Below are 16,323 nucleotides of genomic sequence, written 5' to 3'. Positions count from 1 at the left end.
GATCAGGGTATCACCGTACGGCATAACAAACTCAGAAGTGCCAGTGCCTGAATTTGGGCGGGGCTCGCGTTCCCGGGGGGGGCGGTCTCGGAGTTCGTCCAGTGCGCTGACAAAGACGGCACTGAAAACAAGTAATCGCGAAACGAGGCATCAATGAGCTTCAATCATGAGCCACTTGCCGTGGCGACACGTGGCGACCACGTCGAATGCATTCACAGGGGTTCAGTGGCTGTCGTCGACACGCAAGGCAGACTAATAGCCTATGCAGGCGATCCGGGGGCCTACACGTTCTCCCGGTCGGCGCTCAAGCCATTTCAGGCCCTGCCTTTCACGCTCGCGGGCGGTATCACGCGGTTCGGTTTTACGCAGCAGCAGACGGCGCTGATGTGCGCGAGCCATTCTGGCGAGGAGATGCATGTCAAAGGCGTCTCGGACATGCTCGAAAAGGCGGGATGCACCGAGCACGATCTTGGCTGCGGTTGTCACTTGCCAGAAAGATTCGCCAATGGCGAAGCCGTGCCGCCCGGTTTCGCCATCGACCAGCGACACAATAACTGCTCGGGCAAGCACGCCGGATTTCTCGCTTATTGCCGAATGGGTGGCCATTCCAGGCACGACTATCTTGATCCGTTGCACACCTTGCAGCGGGAGATCGTAAAGGTGGTGAGCGACCTCTCAGGGACAAGTCCAACGCAATTGTGGTACGGGACGGACGGATGTAACGCGCCGAATATCGGTCTGCCGTTGTCCCGCCTTGCGAAGATCTGGGCGCGCTTTGGCGCAGCCAGCAAGGATGGTGACGAACTTGACCGGGCTATGGCTACCCTGGCGGACGCCATGATGGAATGGCCCGGAATGTACTCGGGCACTGGACTTGCCGATGAGGCGCTGACCAGTGTGGGGAAAGGAAAATGGGTGAGCAAGACGGGAGCACAAGGGGTGCGCTGCATCGGTACCCGAAAACATGGTGTCGGGATCGCGCTCAAGGTCGGTGACGGTGACTACTCGACCGCTTACGCGGTGAGCATCGAGGTAATGCGACAGCTAGGCATCGCGGATGATGCCACCGTCAATGAGCTTCAGGGATGGCTGAATCCAGATCTGCGCAACTGCAATGGCCACAAAGTGGGCCAGTTGTCGTGTGACTTCAGGTTGAAATACGTGTGATGCGCGCATTTGTCGGAGACGCAATGTTGAATGCCACAAACAGACCACTCATTTCGATACGGGCCGTGAACAAGTTTTTCGGTGCCAAGCAGGTCTTGCGTGACATCAATCTCGATGTCATGGCCGGCGAGGTGGTCGTAGTCGTAGGTCCATCCGGGTCCGGAAAATCGACGCTGTGCAGATGTATCAACAGGCTCGAAGCGATCGATGCCGGCGAGATCAGCATCGCCGGTCAGATTCAGCCAGAAGAAGGGAAGGCACTGGCCAGATTCCGCGCGGAAGTCGGCATGGTTTTCCAGTCCTTCAATCTTTTTGCGCACCTGACTGTGCTGCAGAACATCACCATCGGTCCCGTCAAGGTTCTCGGGAAAACACGTGAAGAGGCGCAAGCCGATGCTCGGGCTTTGCTCCAGAGGGTCGGTATTGCCGAGAAGGAAAATGCATATCCGGCGCAGCTTTCCGGTGGTCAGCAGCAACGCGTCGCGCTGGCCCGGTCGCTGGCGATGAAGCCGAAAGTCATGCTGTTCGATGAACCGACTTCTGCACTGGATCCCGAAATGGTCTCAGAGGTGCTGAACGTTATGGTCGATCTCGCAAAGAACGGCATGACCATGATTGTGGTGACACATGAAATGGGCTTTGCGAACAAGGCAGCCGACCGCGTGGTGTTCATGGACGATGGTCGGATAGTCGAGGAGGGGTGTCCACGAGTGTTTTTTAAGTCCCCGCAATCAGATCGGGCGCAGGACTTCCTGTCGAAAATCTTGAGCCACTGACATCATGGCAAGGAGGGGAAACTAGCGCCTTTATTCGAGACCGGTAACAACATCCTGCTGTAGACCGGAAGATCAATTTGGAGCCTCTCAGATGAAAGCAGCAAAGCTAAAGACGATTTTCGCGGTATTGGCCGTGGGACTGACCATGTCAGCACTTGCCGTGGCAGAAACTTTCCCGGCTGGCTCCACCATGGAGGCAATTCAGAAGAAGGGCAAGTTCGTGGTCGGAACTTCGCTTGATGGCCCCGGGTTTTCGATGCTGAACCCGACAACCAACAAGGCAGAAGGCTTCGAGATCGATATCGCACGGCAACTGGCCAGGAAGCTGACGGGTTCCGAGGACAACGTTGAATTCGTGCCGGTACTGAGTGCGAACCGGTTCGCGTTCGTTCAAACGGGTCGCGTGGACATTTCGCTGGCCACCGCGACCATCAACGATGAACGCAAAAAAATCATTGGATTCGCAGGCCCTTATTACCTCGCGGGCCAGGACGTCATGGTCGGCAAGAATAGCGGCATCCAGAACCTGAGTGACCTGAATGGCAAGTCCGTGTGCGTCGTGACCGGCACGGACTCGGCCGTGAACCTGCTCAAGGTCGCGCCGAAAGCAGAGATTCATTCACTGACGGATGAAAAGAGCTGTGCGGAGGCGGTTTCCGATGGGCGCTTTGCGGCCCTGACCGATGACGGTGCCGTTTTGGTCCCGTTCGTGAAACTGCAACCGGATCGTCTGCGGTTGCTTGGCAAGCCCTTCACGAAGGAGCCGTACGGTGTCGTCGTCAAGCATGATGACGTACAGTTCCGCAACTGGATCAACGGCGAACTCGAGGCCATGATCAAGTCCGGTCAATGGCAGCGTATGTACGATAGAGACCTGAAAGATTTTGGCGAAGCACAGGTTCCGACTATCGAACGGTATTGACGGCATTCACGTGACTGGCCCGGCGAGCCGGAAGCGCTGGTCGGGTCGACAACGAGCAGGGATCTGGACATGTTCTGGGATTATGTTTTTCGGTTTATCCAGGGGATCGGCGTTACCCTTGAGCTGTCTTTTTGGTCAATCTTGATTGCGTTCGTTGCCGGCGTCGTGCTGGCAATCATGCGGATATGTCCCTCGCCCCCGCTTAACTTTTTCGCGTGGTGTTACGTCGAAGCGATGCGCGCGACGCCGATTCTGGCGCTTCTCGTCTTGATCGTGTGGGGTCTTCCGAAACTAGGCTTCATGTATTCGGAGTTCGCGTCGGCAGTGCTCGCTCTCGGCCTGTATACCGCAGCTTGGATCGCAGAGGCGATCAGGGCAGGAGTTGGCTCGGTTGGAACAGGGCAGGTGGAAGCAGCGCGCAGTCTCGGCATGTCTTTCGCCAGGATCCTGCGTACGATAGTCATCCCGCAGGCTGTTCGCTCGGTCGTTCCATCGCTGAGCGGGATCATTATTGTCCACATCAAGACCACGTCCGTGGCAGCCGTTGCAGGGGTACTCGAAATCACTGCGACGTCGCAGATCATCAATGTAGAAACAGCGCAATGGTTATGGTTTCTCGGTGCCGCAGCATCTTACCTCGTACTCACCATACCAACGGGCTGGATCTTCAATATGATTGAAAAAAGAGTCGTATTCGCGCAATGAACGAGACCAGATTGCTTTATGAACGGCCTGGCCCTGTCGGCGTGTTGAGAAATCGCCTTTATGCTGTTGCTGGCGCAGCTCTCGTGCTCGCGCTGACCTTCTCTGTTTTACATCGCTTGTATCAAAAAGGGCAGTTCGACCAGGACCGGTGGGCCGTCTTCTTCAATGCGAAGGTGTGGGGTTTTCTGCTCACAGGTCTGGAGGCGACGCTGCTTGTCGCCGCCATCAGTGGCATTCTTTCGTTTGGATTTGCTGTCCCGGTTGCCCTGATGCGGCTATCCGAACGGGCGTCCGCAAGAAAGTGTGCGGAAGTATATATTTCAGCTTTCCGCGCGGTTCCTCTCCTGCTTTTGATCCTCTTTATGGCAGTTCTGCTGCCGACTATCGGACTGGCATGGCCTGCCATCGCGTTTCTGGTCGTTGCATTGACGCTTCATCACTCTGCGCTGATGGCTGAGATCGTCAGGGCAGGTATTCTTTCGTTGCCTCGCGGGCAAGCGGAGGCGGCGCGCGCGATCGGGATGAGACCGGCGACATTGATGCAATACATCATTCTGCCGCAAGCGATCCGGCGGATGATGCCCGCTCTGATTGGCCAGTTGCTGGCAATAGTTCAGGATACCTCTCTCGGCTACATCATTCCCTATAACGAGTTGTTGCGTTGCTCGCAACTCATATCCACATATGCACCCCAGTCGCTTCTGCAGGCAGCGTTCGTTTCAACGCTGATGTACGGCATTGTAAGTGTATTGTTGATGTTAATTCAATGGAGGATAAAAAGCCGTATTCGTGGTGTCGCCCGATAGGAGGGTGCTGAAGGAGGTGAGCTTGCCCCGTTCACTCGGCGCGACGTTTTAGCGGAAGTCCATGTCGCCGGCGTCGCGGAGCGTTGGTTTGCATGATTTGTTCCTCTGCAGCGCCCGCAGATGGCGGCACAGCCCGATATCGGTATCCCAGAGATTTGATGTAGCTCGACTTTAGACATTCAGCACTCCGATGAGGGGTCCGGGAAAATGGTTCGCAATGCGATAAAACGTGACATGGAAGGGCAATCGTGAGGCCGCCGCGCTGCTTGCGCGGGGTTTTAGCTCAAGCAGCGCGGCGGCCCATGGGAATCGTTTCCGGTTCTTGCAAATGTTGCACGCTGACCGATGCCGGCACCCCGGGAGGTGATGAAGCGCTGACGAGCGCTGAGCATGCCCAGCCTCGCGGATGCATCTGCGTCCTGCAACGGGTATGGGGGATCGACAAACGGCCGCAACAGATGTCCGCGCGGGTCGGGGACGCAGCGGCTCCGATCGTTCCAATTCGTTTTACATAATGCAAATTAGCGAAGTTTTGCTTGTTACGGCTTTTTTGAAATGTCGCTTTCCCCCAAACCTCACGGCTTGACGCTGACCGAAAGCGGCACCGACTCGAGCAGATCATCGAGCCCGAGCCACAGAATCTGAATCCCGATACACAGCAGCACGAACGCGAGCAAGCGCATCAGCACCTCTGTGCCTACCGGGCCGAGCCGCTTGCCGACGTGTCCCGCGAAACGCACGCAAAGATAGATGCAGCCGCACAGCACGACCAACGCCAGCAGAACGCCCACGACATTGACAATCTGCACCTGGCCGCGCGGCCGGCCGGTGCCCAGGGCGATCGCAACCGCGATCGATCCTGGCCCGACGGTGACAGGCAGCGTCAAAGGATAGAACGCCATGGCGCGCAGCGTGTCCTTGCGCGCCGCATCAGGCGACGCCTCCGAAGGCGCACTGCGCGCGTCGCCGAACGAATTATGAAGCAGATTCCAGCCGGCAAACGCGATGACCAACCCGCCTGCAACCCGCAATACGGGTATCGATATGCCAAAGAACGACAGCACATAAGCGCCCATTATCAGCGATCCAAGCAGGATGAAAAGGCTATTGATCGCGATGCTCCGCGCGAGAATTGCCCGTTCGCCAGGCGTCGCGTGCGGAAGGATGCTCAGGACGATGAACCCCGCCGCGGGTGGATTGATGACGGGAAAAAGTCCTGCGAAGACGAGGAGGAAGGTATCGGAGAGTTGATTGAGCATCCCTGTTCTCCCGTGGCTCCCCGGGAGTATAGGAGCCGGCGGGCGGCCCGTTCCATAAGACGATGGTCTCATTGGCATAGCGTTCGCCAACTTGGCCCCAGCCGTCCGATCCCCTTCGTCGCCGCGAGCCTGATGGCCGCCGCCGCCTCTCGCTGTCCTGGGCATCGATCACAGGGCCAGGCGCGCGGCCGGCGTGCCGTTCACATCAGCGCCCTGCGCTCCCCTAATGCGTTCCAGCGGCGTAGCGCCCGGCTTTCGTGATCGAAGCCGAGAATGCTCACCGAAGCCGTGTCGAGATACAGATGCTCGCCCAACGCCGCCGAACCGGAGATCCAGCAGCCCCCCAATGCGCGCAGGAAATGCGCGTGCGAAAAGAGCGCCACGCGGCCCCGCAAGGCAAGCAGGCTCTCCACTACCGCCGACGCGCGCAACTGAACGCGCGCGAGATCCTCGCCTTGCGCGATGGGCGAATGCCACACGCTCCAGTCGGGTTCGGTCTTGCGGATATCGGTCGTGGTGCGGCCCTCGTAGATCCCATAGTCCCACTCGTGCAGGTCGGCCGTGATCGTCATCTGCTCGCCAAGGCCTGCAAGCTGGCACGTTTCGATGGCGCGCGCCATGGGACTGCAAAGCACCGCATCGAAGTGCTGTGCGGCGAGCGTCGGCGCCAGCGAGCGCGCCTGCTCTCGTCCGTGCTCGGTCAGTGGGATATCGGTTCGTCCCGTATGCTGCCCCGAGCGGCTCCACTGCGTTTCTCCATGACGGATCAGCCAGATTTCGCGCACGCCAGAGGTCAAACCGGCAGGGTTGGCGGACATCGGAGACTCCAGTACGAGCCCCGCGCGGAGCACGCGGGATGTTTGGAGCATACCTGTTTTGCGGGTTTTGCGTCGCTCCCCTCCCCGTTGTTAAGCCACGCAAACGAAGGCATTTCGAAAGCAGTGCGATGGTGGCAACTGCCACGGCTCAATTTCTTCGCACTACGAAATCAATCTGCCCCGCGAGACGCCACTCACTCTGGCATGGCAACCCCAAGCTCGGTGAGCACTTCCCGCGCGCATCGAAACGCCTCGACGGCGGCCGGCGCACCCGCATAGAGCGCGCTATGCAAGAGCACCTCGCGAAGCTCGACCACGCTCGCGCCGTTGTTGATCGCGCCGCGTATGTGGCCCTTGAGCTCCGTGCTGCGGCCGAGCGCGGCCAGCATCGAACAGGTGCACAGGCTGCGAGTCTTCAGATCGAGACCCTCGCGCAGCCAGGTGCTGCCCCACGCGTGCTCATTGAGCCATTCCTGCAAGGGGCGCGAAAAGCCATCGAGATCGCTCATCGCGCGTTTCACGAACGCTTCGCCCATCACCAGTGTGCGGCGCGCCTTGCCGGCCTCGCCGGCGTTGTCGTTGTGTTCGCTCATCGTCGTCTCCGTTCTGCACGAAAGGGATGAGCGATGGTACCGCGGCCCTGCGCACAGCACGTCGTCGCCGCCCCTTGCGAGGCGGCGGCGCGGTACGTTGGCCACCGGTTGTCAGTGATGGCGCTTCGTCATGTCCTTCGCGGCGTCCTACACGTCGCCGACGTTCTTGCGTGCCTGGCCGGCTTCCTGCTGGAGGTCGCCCTTGAATTCGCGCGCCGGTTTATGGGTTGCGCTGCGCACGGCCTCGTTGACCTCATCATCCCGGCGTCTGCGAAGCGAGTGGCTGAGGGCGTCGATTATCGGAGCGCCCAGCCGCCGCGCGGCGTGACGATGCGGACTCTGGCAACGGAGCATCGCGGCTGCAGAGCTGGATCACAGAGTACAGCCATTGGCCGGCTGTTGTTCCACACGGCCGACGCGCTGGCACACACGTGCAGCGACGCGTCATCGCGCGGGGCTTTCGGCACGATGCATGCCTCGCAGTGCCGCCGCCCACGCGTTCGCATACATGGCATGAACGCTCCACCCCCGAATCCTGCGATCGTAGAAACTCACACACATTGCCTCAAAGATGATTAGGAATGAAGAATGACGAATTCTGCACATGCAGGTATTGCCGACATTTTTCCGAAATCGTCGCCGGCCCGGCATTGAACGCGCAAGACGTACCCAATTCCACTACCCGCGCGGTACGCACATTCGAACCAGGCTGGACCTGGTGGATTGAGAAAAATGACCTGGCACCTGTCATTAACTCCGGAAGCCCAGGGGCGCGATCGCTATCTGAATCGCAACACCCGCGCCGAGAGTAAGTAGAAATCTGTCAGAAGAACATCCCCCCAATTCCGACAGCGCGAACTTGCAATACCTCGCGCTTCATGATTCTCCCCTCAAATAAAATGTTTACTTTCAAAAATATTTGCGCGACATTACATTTGCACTTCAATCAGGATACCGAAGTGCGGTTCTAGGGCAGCCGATCACCCATGCCTCTTTACTCAAGGAGAATGAAATGAATGCAGTCTCGATCCAACCCACCAAGGTCGTTGCATATGGCTCGTTTCTCGCCGTCGTCCTGTCGAAAAAGTCGGCTCCCGGAGATGGACTCTTTGGGCGCGGCGTGAAGGGCATGTAACAACCAGTGCTGTAATCCATCAATTAAACGTGGCGCGTACCGGGATGTTTCACGGCCGCGCGCCACATGAAGGCACCAACGGTTAGAGGTATGTCGCATACGCGCTCGAAACTGCTGTATCCGAACACCTCTCTCGAATTCGTCCCACTTGAAGGTGAGATGGTTTTTTATAGCAAAACCAGGAACGGCTATTTTCGCGTATCCGGTGTAGCAGCAGATATCTTGACGATTTTTCAAGGAGTGCATTCAGGATTGAGTCTGACGGATCTCATCGACGAGATTTCAAGTGGTCGATCATTGGAAATCGAGGAAGAACGGCTAATCATAAACGGCGTCACCACCTTGATCGATCTAGGTGCCATATATGAAAAATGAAAGCGCATATATCTTTATCACCCATAGCCTCGTGCGCGCGTTTTTGCTCGGTAATTCGATAACCGACGCCTATCTATATATTTTCAAATCTGTTTTTCCCGCCGCCATCAGGGGCGAATTCTCGCACACCCGCGATTACATTGACCAAACTTATCTTCAGGAAGTCTGCGATTCCATTTACCAATCAGACCTGCTCGAAGTTGGTACCGCATCGTGCTATTCGGCGAGCATTGTTGTCCAGTCGCTAGCATTCTTGCATGGCATTCCGAGCGACATGGTGATTGGCGTAAAAAAGCAGGATGAGAAGATAGTCGGCCACGCATGGGTCGAATTATCCCGCAAGGGATCAAGGTTGGAAATCGTCAATCCGGGGCGCATCGATCTGAGCGAATATCGTGCGCTGGCTCGCATGAATCCTGAAACAGCAGTTGCAGAATGGGTGAATTCAATATGAAACTTTGGACACTGCTGGTAAATGCCTCGATAGAAGACGTTGACGCTTACATCGACGCTCTGCTCGATGCCCTCGCCGATATCCAGGTCGAGAGCGCGAAAAGGATGGATCACGGCTGGGCGACTCTGATCACAACGGATGTACGCCTGCGCGAACCAGAATCCTGGGGCCCACGACGCATCGAGACCTCAGATGGCAACTCGGCCTACAGCGGTTGGTTACGCGATCTGACCAAAAACGTACTGCAAACATCATTCCGACAAGACGCGCTTATGCTCGATCCTTCGGAAAGCGCCGTGATTGGTGAATTCAGCTATGCGTCGATTCATCCCGATCACATAGCGTTGGTGACCGACCACTATGCGACGCACCCAATTTATTACTGGCGCGGCAAATGCGGGCTATGGGTGGCGAGCAATGATCTGAGGCTGCTCTTGCTGTGCCGTCTTGTGCCGCTGGAAATCAGGCGCGAGTCGTGCCTTGAACTCCTGACGCAATCCGTCATGGTCGGAGAAAATGAACTGGCCGGAGGTGCGACGTTCTTCGAAGGCGTGCTGAAGATGCCAGCGAGCACTGTCCTAAACATTGGCAAAACAGGACAGACGTTCAGGCTGACGCGTGCGCGCGAGACCACCGCTTTCCCGCCCGATGGTGCATTTCCCCGCCGAGAAGATTTCCAGCAGGAATTTCGAGCACGCCTGGATGCCTGCGTGCGCGACCGTCTCGAGGCCGGCGCGAGCGGGATCATGCTTAGTGGCGGCGTCGACTCAAATACCATCCTCGGCGCAAGCCTCTCGGTACCCGGACGCTCCGCGCCGTTCTGTGCCAACATGAGTTTCAGAGATGCAGATCTCGCGATGAGTCAGGACGATAAGCTTGTCGAGGCGCTGGTCCGACACGCCGACGCGCCTCATCGAATCATCTATGCCGATGATTTCCTGCGCCTGCCGACGTCGAACGATGCCTGCGCCTATGTCGACGGGCCTGACGCGGCCGCCAATCCACTCGCAAAGGAAGCCTGCGCACGCGTGTTTCAGGATCATGACGTTTCGCTCGTCATGACGGGCGAGGGAGGCGACGTCATTCTGGGCGAGTCGATGCATCCCTGGATTCTCGATTCGATTCGCAAGCATGACGGAATCGGAGCGCTCCACAGCTACGTGACGGAAAACCTCGGCGCGCGGGCTTTCTCGCGAGCGTACGTTCGCAAGATCCTTATCTCGCTGTCGCCACGCTTGGGGCGGCTTGAATGGCTCAAGGCATCGGCCGGTGAGCACACACAATTGCCCGACTACCTGGGGGAAAGTCTGCGCGAAGCAACGCGGCGCCACGCGCGCTCCGGGAACACACGCTTGAAGCGCTCGCGTAACCGTTATCTTGGCCACGACTACATCGGGGCGATGCTCTTTCCCCGGGCCACCTACTTTGACACGTTGAACGTCTACTGCACCCATTCTCATCCGTTTCTCGATCCGCGGATGATCTCGTTTGCGCTCGCGTGCCCTCCACATTTTCACCACGATTACAGACGCCTTGATCGCGCAAATCCCTACGCGACGTCGAAAATGCTGGCGCGAAACGCCTATCGCGAAATCCTGCCGGATTTTGCAACCGAGAAAAAAACCAAGACGAGCTACGCACTTATGGCGCGCCGGATGTTTCACAACAGTGCGAGGGCACTACTGCATTTGACCAACCGGCCGATGGTTTTGAATGATTGGGGGCTCGTCGATCAGGTTCGTTTCCGTCGTCGTCTGATGGCTTACATTGTCGCGACGGAGGATCCGAATACCCAACTCGGCACTCAGTATCACTACATTCGCGGCGTGACTGACCTTGAGTCCTGGCTCATCAAATTCTCTGGGCCGCGAACCTCCGTCACAACACATTTGAAATTCCGTCCACTGCGAGCCCTTGCCGGCTAAGCCCATCGACATGAAAGCCCAGGAGATCCTGAACAATTTCCGCGAAGCGTTGTCGCTGCTGTGGCGAGCGGCACCACGGGCGCTGTGCCTCGCCATCGTATCGAACCTCGTCGTGGGCGCCATACCGAGCGTGCTGCTCTACATCAACGCGCAACTCATCGAGCGCCTGATCTCGAATGCAGCCTTCGCGGCCATTATGGCGCTGGTGGTCACCTACTTCATACTCGGTGGCTTTCACGATGGATTGAACGCGATCTCGAGCTTCATCGTGGACACGCTGCGAGATTCGGCCTGCATGGTGCTGAAGCGAGATGTGAATGCGATCGTCGCGACATACCCGAGTCTTGGTATTCACGAAGACGCCGAGTTGCGCGAAACGGCGATTCTCGCGGCCGGCGCGAGCGACGAGGTGGGCGAACTTGTCCTGCATCTGTACGCTGTGTGCATCGGCGCAGTGATGATCGTTCCGATCCTGTTTCTGACAGGGCAGACGGCGTGGTGGATTCCGTTCGTGATGCTGGCCGGCATGGTGCCGAGCGTTCTATTCCGCGCACGGGCCGAGCGAGAGAGCTGGAATGTACAGGAGCATCATGCGGAGACGTTCAATCAATTGCGCATTCTGGAGCGAATATTGACGCAGCCGGAATTCGCCAAAGATCTGCGCATCTACCGAATGCAGGAGCGTCTGCTGGCCACGTGGCAGGGCCTCTACGACAACTATCTCGATACGCTCAAACGAGTACGCACACGTAACGCGCTCAAGCTCGGTGCGACGTCACTGGCTGCGAGCGTCTGCCTCGGCGCGCCGCTTTATGTCGTCATCGAAGGGTTCCAGCTCGGCAAATTCAGCCTCGCCCAACTCGCGTTCCTGCTCGGGGCGCTCGTTCAGTTGAAGGACGGGCTGGCAGCGATCATTTACAACTTCGGCGACCTGTTGCGTGTTTCCTATGCCGTTCATCCGCTCCGCAAGCTAAACTGCCTTCACACTGCCGGGCGGCAGGCCACCGACCGTGCCCGCCGGCAGTTGCCGGTACCCGAAACATTGGCGGCTGCCCCCTGCGTGACCTTGCGCAGCGCGAGTCTGCGGTATCGCAATTCCGGACACGCGGCCCTTGATCGGATCGATCTGACAATTCGCCATCGGGAACTCGTCGCGATCGTCGGCGAGAACGGTGCCGGCAAGACGAGCCTCCTTAAGTTGCTGAGCCGCTTCTACGAGCCGACGACTGGCGAGCTGACGTGGTCGGTTGCCCACGATCCTCCGCGCGTGGTCGGTGTGTTTCAGGACTTTGCGCGTTTTCCTCTCGACGTGCGCGAGAATCTTGTCGAACATGATCTGCTGAAAATCGACACATGCTTGCAGGCGGTCGGCCTCGAATTCCTCGGTCACCACCCGGACACACCTTTGACCACCGAGATGGCAGGCGGAATCGGTATCTCAGGTGGGCAGTGGCAAAGGCTGGCCATCGCGCGTGCGATGGCGCATGCCGACGAGGCCGACTTGCTCGTCTTCGACGAGCCCACTTCCTCACTCGATCCGGAGTCCGAAGCGGATATCATGCGGCTCATTCTCAAGCTCGCCGAGCAACGAACCGCGGTCATCGTCAGCCACCGTCTCGCGCTCACGCGGTTCGTGGATCGCATTCTCGTACTCGACCAAGGCCGTCTCGTTGAGGACGGATCTCACGCTGAACTCATCGCGCGAAACGGGAAATACGCGCGGATGTTTCATAGCCAAGCAATGTTCTATCAGGATCACGTTCAGAATTCCGAGATCCTCGCACGGCCTCGATCCGGGAGCCCTTATCGAAATTAGCCTGATACGTATGTTGGCCTCTGTATCGCGACCTCCGAAGTACACCTGCGATCGTCACGTATCACAAGTACGGCTGATTCCGGTGTACATGGTTCGTGGGAACTGGAATCAGGCAAGTGATCACCGCCGCCCAGAGCCCTGTATAGGTTCATCCGGTTGTTGAGTCGATTCAAGCGGTTGAGTGCGTCGGCGCTCTGTGCGTTGCGCAACCGCTGCTGCTCGTCGAGCCACGGCTGTACGCTGGTCGCACCGGCCGCGAATCGGGCTCGCGCGAACGCTTCCGCACGCCGGGCCTGAGCCATCGACAGCGTACGCTGCTCACCTTCACGTTCGAGTTGCACGCGCGCGGAAAGCGCATTCTCGACTTCGCTCAACGCGGTGTACAGCTGCTGACGAAAATTGACGACGGCTTCGACGGCTTCCTCGTACTGCGACTGCGACACCTTGATCTGCAACTGCATCGTGTTCCACTGGATGAACGGCAACGCGAGCCCGACGCCGAGCATCGCGACCGGATTCGACAGCACGCGCCCGAGGCTCGCGCTCGACGTACCGACCGAGCCCGTCAGCGTGAACGAGGGATAGAAGCTGGTGCGGGTGATGTCGACGTTCGCGAGCAATTCGCGCAGCCGGAATTCCGCCGCGCGCAGATCCGGGCGGCGGCCAAGCAGATCCGCGGGCATGCCCGCGGGCACCGCCGGCAACGGTCGATCCGGCAACCCGGCCGGCTCGGCGGCCTGCGCCTGCGGCGGCCGGTCGAACAGGATCGCGAGCGTATGGCGGTTCTCGGTGCGCTGCTGGATCAGTTGCGTCCGGGCCGCGCGCTGCGCTGACAGGTTCTGTTCAGCCTGCGCAACATCGAGCCCGGACACCGCGCCCGCCACGTGCCGCGCGCACCAGAGCGAGCGCACGCTCCGCGTATGCGATATCGGCATCGCCGAGCCCGATCTGCTGATTCAGATAGCCGATTTGCCAGTACAGGGCAGCCGTTGTGCCGATCAACGACAGCCGTGCCGCATCTCGGTCGGCCTGCGTCGCGTCGGCCGCCCAGCGCGCCGCGTCGCGCTGCGCCGCGAGCCTGCCCCACAGGTCGAGCTCGTAGCTGAGCGCACCGGACTGGCTGCTCGTGCGCGACATCCGGTGCGAATCCAGCGCGCGCGACACGCTGCCGGTGCCGCCGAGCGTAGCGTCGGGTGTCAGATTGGTCGCGACGAGTCCTGCCTGCAACTGCGCGCGATAGACGCGGATCGCAGCCGCGGCGAGATCGTTGTTGACGGCGAGCACGTCGTCGATCAACCGGTCGAGCACCGGGTCGCCGAAACTGCGCCACCATTCCGGTGGAATCGACCCGGCAGCGGAAGGTGCAGATGTACCGGGGACCGAGGTGGGCAGCATCTCCGGCGTCGCGTCGTGCGCGGTCCAATGTGCGGGCAGATTCACGACGGGCGGCAGCTGGCGACGCGCGCTCGCGCAACCTGCGAGCAGCGCGACGGCACATGCGTTGGGGAGCAGGCAACGGAGGGCGATCGGGGAGCGAATCATCGTGCCGTCACCTCAATCGCGCGCGAGCGCATCAATCGGATCGAGCCGCGCGGCATTGCGCGCGGGCATGAAACCGAACATGACGCCGATCAGCGTCGAGCACAGGAACGCGGTCACGATCGAACCGACCGAGAACACCATTTTCCATTGAGCGACGAACAGCGAAAAAATGAAACTCGCGCCAAACGACAGCGCGATACCGATCGTGCCGCCCATAAGGCACACCACCGCGGCCTCGACGAGGAACTGCTGCATGATGTCGCTCGGCCGCGCGCCAACCGCCATCCGGATGCCGATCTCGCGCGTGCGCTCGGTCACCGACACGAGCATGATGTTCATGACGCCGATCCCGCCGACAATGAGCGAGATCACCGCGATCAGCGACAGGAGCAACGTCAGGGACCGGCCCGTCGTCTCGGCCGTCCTGACCACACTGTCCACGTTATATGTGAAGAAATCCTTGCGGCCGTGGCGCTGCTTCATCAGCGCGACGAGGCTGTTCTCTGCCGCCTGGCTCGACTGGCCGTCGCGCACCCGTACCGTGACGCTTTCGAAATGTCGCTGTCCGAACAGCCGACTGCTCGCGGTCGTGTACGGCACCCATATGTTCAGGTTCTTCGAGTCGCCGAACGCGCTCCCCTTGACCGCCGTTACGCCGATCACGATGCACGGCAGGTTGTCGACGAGGATCACTTCGCCGAGCGGATTCGGGTTTGGGTTCGAGCCGAACAGCTTGCGTCGCGTGTTCGGATCGATCACCGCGACCTGCGCCTGACGTCGCACTTCGTCGGGCCCGAAGCCAATACCCTGTGCGATCCTCATTCCGCGTACCTGGAAGTAGCTTTCGCCCACTCCGCTCACTTGCGCATTGACATCGACGTTCCGATAGCGCAACAACAGGCTGCGTGACGTCTCGGGTGTTACGCTGTCGACATAGTGCTGCTCGGCGAGTGCGGTCGCATCGTCAGGCATGAGCGTCTGGATCGCGCTCGCCTGTGTGTCCCCCCAGTCGCGGCCCGGGTAGATACTGATCGTGTTCGGACCGATGCTGGCGATCTCGTCGAGCATGTAGCGTTTCGCGCCTTCCCCGATCGCGACGATCGACACGACCGACGTAATGCCGATGATGATGCCGAGCATCGTCAGGATCGTGCGCAGCCGGTGCGACACAATCGCGAGCCAAGCCATCCGGAATGCCTCGACGAAGCGGCCGGCGCTAGCCGACCATCGGCGCTCGCCTGGCGGCGGTGGGACGGCAAGTGCGTCCATGGGCGCGGCGGCGGGGCTGCCGCCTCCAGCCAAGGCGTGGGCAGTTGCGACGGCAGGCAGGTCCGCGACCGGCGTGTTTGGTCGATCCATGACGATCTCGCCGTCGCGGATCTCGATGATGCGGCGCGCGTGTGCGGCGACATGCTCGTCGTGCGTGACGATGATCACCGTATAACCGAGCGCATTCAGCTCGCACAGAATCCGGATTACGTGGTGACCACTTTTCGAATCGAGTGCACCGGTCGGCTCATCGGCGAGGATCACTTCGCCGCCGTTCATCAGCGCGCGTGCAATGCTGACGCGTTGCTGTTGTCCGCCCGACAGCTGGCTCGGCCGGTGCCCGGTGTGTTCAGCGAGGCCGAGGCGCGCAAGCAGGTGCCCTGCGCGCGCACGGCGGATTGACTGAGCGCTGCCCGCATAGATGGCCGGTATCTCGACGTTCGCCACCGCGCTCAGGTGAGGCAGCAGGTGGTAGCGCTGGAAGATGAAACCAAAACGCTCGCGCCGCAGTTGCGCAAGTTCATCCTCGCCGAGGTCGCATGTTTCGCGGCCGTCGACCCGATAGCGGCCGGTGCTCGGGTGATCCAGGCAACCGAGAATGTTCATCAGCGTCGACTTGCCGGAGCCCGACGCGCCGACGATCGCGACAATCTCGCCCGAGTCGATCGACAGATCGACACGCTTCAGCACGACAACGTCCCCGCCGCCGGAAGGAAAGCGCCGCGAGACATCGGTGAGCTGCAGCAGCGGCCAGCCCATCA

14 protein-coding genes and 1 pseudogene are annotated in these 16,323 nt (G+C 59.6%); 10 read left to right on the top strand and 5 right to left on the bottom strand.

Going from position 1 to position 16,323, the window contains the following annotated elements:
* Positions 1 to 153 precede the first annotated feature (153 nt).
* The 5 genes from VSR34_RS05780 (at position 154) to VSR34_RS05760 (ending at position 4,376) form a co-directional block, all read left to right on the top strand.
* Positions 154 to 1,167 carry an asparaginase gene (locus tag VSR34_RS05780; protein ID WP_342962074.1) on the top strand — a complete coding sequence of 338 codons (1,014 nt, stop codon included), beginning with the start codon at positions 154 to 156 and terminating at the stop codon, positions 1,165 to 1,167.
* A gap of 23 nt (positions 1,168 to 1,190) precedes the next feature.
* A complete protein-coding gene (locus tag VSR34_RS05775) occupies positions 1,191 to 1,943 on the top strand; it encodes an amino acid ABC transporter ATP-binding protein (protein WP_342962073.1) in 753 nt (250 codons plus the stop codon).
* Between the two features lie 91 nt (positions 1,944 to 2,034).
* Positions 2,035 to 2,865 (top strand): glutamate ABC transporter substrate-binding protein, encoded by an 831-nt coding sequence (locus VSR34_RS05770; RefSeq protein ID WP_342962072.1) that lies wholly within the window; start codon positions 2,035 to 2,037, stop codon positions 2,863 to 2,865.
* Positions 2,866 to 2,934: 69 nt separating this feature from the next.
* The gene (locus tag VSR34_RS05765) at positions 2,935 to 3,570 is read left to right on the top strand and encodes an amino acid ABC transporter permease (RefSeq protein ID WP_342962071.1); all 636 of its coding nucleotides are present in this window, start codon (positions 2,935 to 2,937) and stop codon (positions 3,568 to 3,570) included.
* The gene (locus tag VSR34_RS05760; protein WP_342962070.1) at positions 3,567 to 4,376 is read left to right on the top strand and encodes an amino acid ABC transporter permease; all 810 of its coding nucleotides are present in this window, start codon (positions 3,567 to 3,569) and stop codon (positions 4,374 to 4,376) included. The genes VSR34_RS05765 and VSR34_RS05760 overlap by 4 nt, the downstream gene beginning before the upstream one ends.
* A 575-nt stretch (positions 4,377 to 4,951) precedes the next feature.
* Here the strand turns inward: VSR34_RS05760 and VSR34_RS05755 are convergent.
* From VSR34_RS05755 to VSR34_RS05745, 3 genes are all read right to left on the bottom strand, one after another.
* Entirely contained in the window at positions 4,952 to 5,635 is a 684-nt protein-coding gene (locus VSR34_RS05755) for a MarC family protein (RefSeq protein WP_342962069.1), read from the bottom strand.
* A gap of 200 nt (positions 5,636 to 5,835) precedes the next feature.
* Positions 5,836 to 6,453, bottom strand: a complete 618-nt coding sequence (locus VSR34_RS05750; RefSeq protein ID WP_042290733.1) for a histidine phosphatase family protein — start codon at positions 6,451 to 6,453, stop codon at positions 5,836 to 5,838.
* A 194-nt stretch (positions 6,454 to 6,647) separates the two neighbouring features.
* Positions 6,648 to 7,046 carry a carboxymuconolactone decarboxylase family protein gene (locus VSR34_RS05745; protein ID WP_028210193.1) on the bottom strand — a complete coding sequence of 133 codons (399 nt, stop codon included), beginning with the start codon at positions 7,044 to 7,046 and terminating at the stop codon, positions 6,648 to 6,650.
* A gap of 1,012 nt (positions 7,047 to 8,058) precedes the next feature.
* Between VSR34_RS05745 and VSR34_RS05740 the strand changes: the two genes are divergently transcribed.
* The 5 genes from VSR34_RS05740 to VSR34_RS05720 all read left to right on the top strand — a co-directional run bounded on the left by VSR34_RS05740 (position 8,059) and on the right by VSR34_RS05720 (position 12,751).
* Positions 8,059 to 8,181, top strand: a complete 123-nt coding sequence (locus VSR34_RS05740; protein WP_272945653.1) for a hypothetical protein — start codon at positions 8,059 to 8,061, stop codon at positions 8,179 to 8,181.
* A gap of 66 nt (positions 8,182 to 8,247) precedes the next feature.
* Positions 8,248 to 8,556 carry a hypothetical protein gene (locus VSR34_RS05735; RefSeq protein ID WP_342962068.1) on the top strand — a complete coding sequence of 103 codons (309 nt, stop codon included), beginning with the start codon at positions 8,248 to 8,250 and terminating at the stop codon, positions 8,554 to 8,556.
* On the top strand, positions 8,546 to 9,010 hold the full coding sequence (locus VSR34_RS05730) for a lasso peptide biosynthesis B2 protein (RefSeq protein WP_342962067.1): 465 nt from the start codon (positions 8,546 to 8,548) through the stop codon (positions 9,008 to 9,010). Before VSR34_RS05735 ends, VSR34_RS05730 begins: the two co-directional genes overlap by 11 nt.
* Positions 8,992 to 10,935: an asparagine synthase C-terminal domain-containing protein gene (locus tag VSR34_RS05725; RefSeq protein WP_342962066.1), complete on the top strand. Its 1,944-nt coding sequence runs from the start codon at positions 8,992 to 8,994 to the stop codon at positions 10,933 to 10,935. Before VSR34_RS05730 ends, VSR34_RS05725 begins: the two co-directional genes overlap by 19 nt.
* A 10-nt stretch (positions 10,936 to 10,945) precedes the next feature.
* A complete protein-coding gene (locus VSR34_RS05720) occupies positions 10,946 to 12,751 on the top strand; it encodes an ABC transporter ATP-binding protein (protein WP_342962065.1) in 1,806 nt (601 codons plus the stop codon).
* Between the two features lie 125 nt (positions 12,752 to 12,876).
* On the opposite strand, the pseudogene VSR34_RS05715 reads toward VSR34_RS05720, so the two are convergent.
* Both VSR34_RS05715 and VSR34_RS05710 read right to left on the bottom strand, forming a co-directional pair.
* Positions 12,877 to 14,293: pseudogene (locus tag VSR34_RS05715) on the bottom strand (efflux transporter outer membrane subunit); the annotation flags it as partial.
* Positions 14,294 to 14,305: 12 nt separating this feature from the next.
* Positions 14,306 to 16,321, bottom strand: coding sequence for a MacB family efflux pump subunit (locus tag VSR34_RS05710; RefSeq protein ID WP_028210198.1), 2,016 nt, complete (start codon positions 16,319 to 16,321; stop codon positions 14,306 to 14,308).
* Between the last annotated feature and the right edge of the window lie 2 nt (positions 16,322 to 16,323).

The sequence above is a fragment of the Paraburkholderia sp. JHI2823 genome, assembly GCF_038900695.1.
GTDB lineage: Bacteria > Pseudomonadota > Gammaproteobacteria > Burkholderiales > Burkholderiaceae > Paraburkholderia > Paraburkholderia mimosarum.
The sequence above is the reverse complement of the archived record's forward strand: the minus strand, read 5'-3'. Positions and strand labels throughout refer to the sequence as shown.

Bases quoted from the DNA above. Each gene is read 5' to 3' on its own strand.
- VSR34_RS05780 (WP_342962074.1), top strand. From the start codon at position 154: ATGAGCTTCAATCATGAGCCACTTGCCGTGGCGACACGTGGCGACCAC.
- VSR34_RS05775 (WP_342962073.1), top strand. From the start codon at position 1,191: ATGTTGAATGCCACAAACAGACCACTCATTTCGATACGGGCCGTGAAC.
- VSR34_RS05770 (WP_342962072.1), top strand. From the start codon at position 2,035: ATGAAAGCAGCAAAGCTAAAGACGATTTTCGCGGTATTGGCCGTGGGA.
- VSR34_RS05765 (WP_342962071.1), top strand. From the start codon at position 2,935: ATGTTCTGGGATTATGTTTTTCGGTTTATCCAGGGGATCGGCGTTACC.
- VSR34_RS05760 (WP_342962070.1), top strand. From the start codon at position 3,567: ATGAACGAGACCAGATTGCTTTATGAACGGCCTGGCCCTGTCGGCGTG.
- VSR34_RS05755 (WP_342962069.1), bottom strand. From the start codon at position 5,635: ATGCTCAATCAACTCTCCGATACCTTCCTCCTCGTCTTCGCAGGACTT.
- VSR34_RS05750 (WP_042290733.1), bottom strand. From the start codon at position 6,453: ATGTCCGCCAACCCTGCCGGTTTGACCTCTGGCGTGCGCGAAATCTGG.
- VSR34_RS05745 (WP_028210193.1), bottom strand. From the start codon at position 7,046: ATGAGCGAACACAACGACAACGCCGGCGAGGCCGGCAAGGCGCGCCGC.
- VSR34_RS05740 (WP_272945653.1), top strand. From the start codon at position 8,059: ATGAATGCAGTCTCGATCCAACCCACCAAGGTCGTTGCATATGGCTCG.
- VSR34_RS05735 (WP_342962068.1), top strand. From the start codon at position 8,248: ATGAAGGCACCAACGGTTAGAGGTATGTCGCATACGCGCTCGAAACTG.
- VSR34_RS05730 (WP_342962067.1), top strand. From the start codon at position 8,546: ATGAAAAATGAAAGCGCATATATCTTTATCACCCATAGCCTCGTGCGC.
- VSR34_RS05725 (WP_342962066.1), top strand. From the start codon at position 8,992: ATGGGTGAATTCAATATGAAACTTTGGACACTGCTGGTAAATGCCTCG.
- VSR34_RS05720 (WP_342962065.1), top strand. From the start codon at position 10,946: ATGAAAGCCCAGGAGATCCTGAACAATTTCCGCGAAGCGTTGTCGCTG.
- VSR34_RS05710 (WP_028210198.1), bottom strand. From the start codon at position 16,321: ATGGGCTGGCCGCTGCTGCAGCTCACCGATGTCTCGCGGCGCTTTCCT.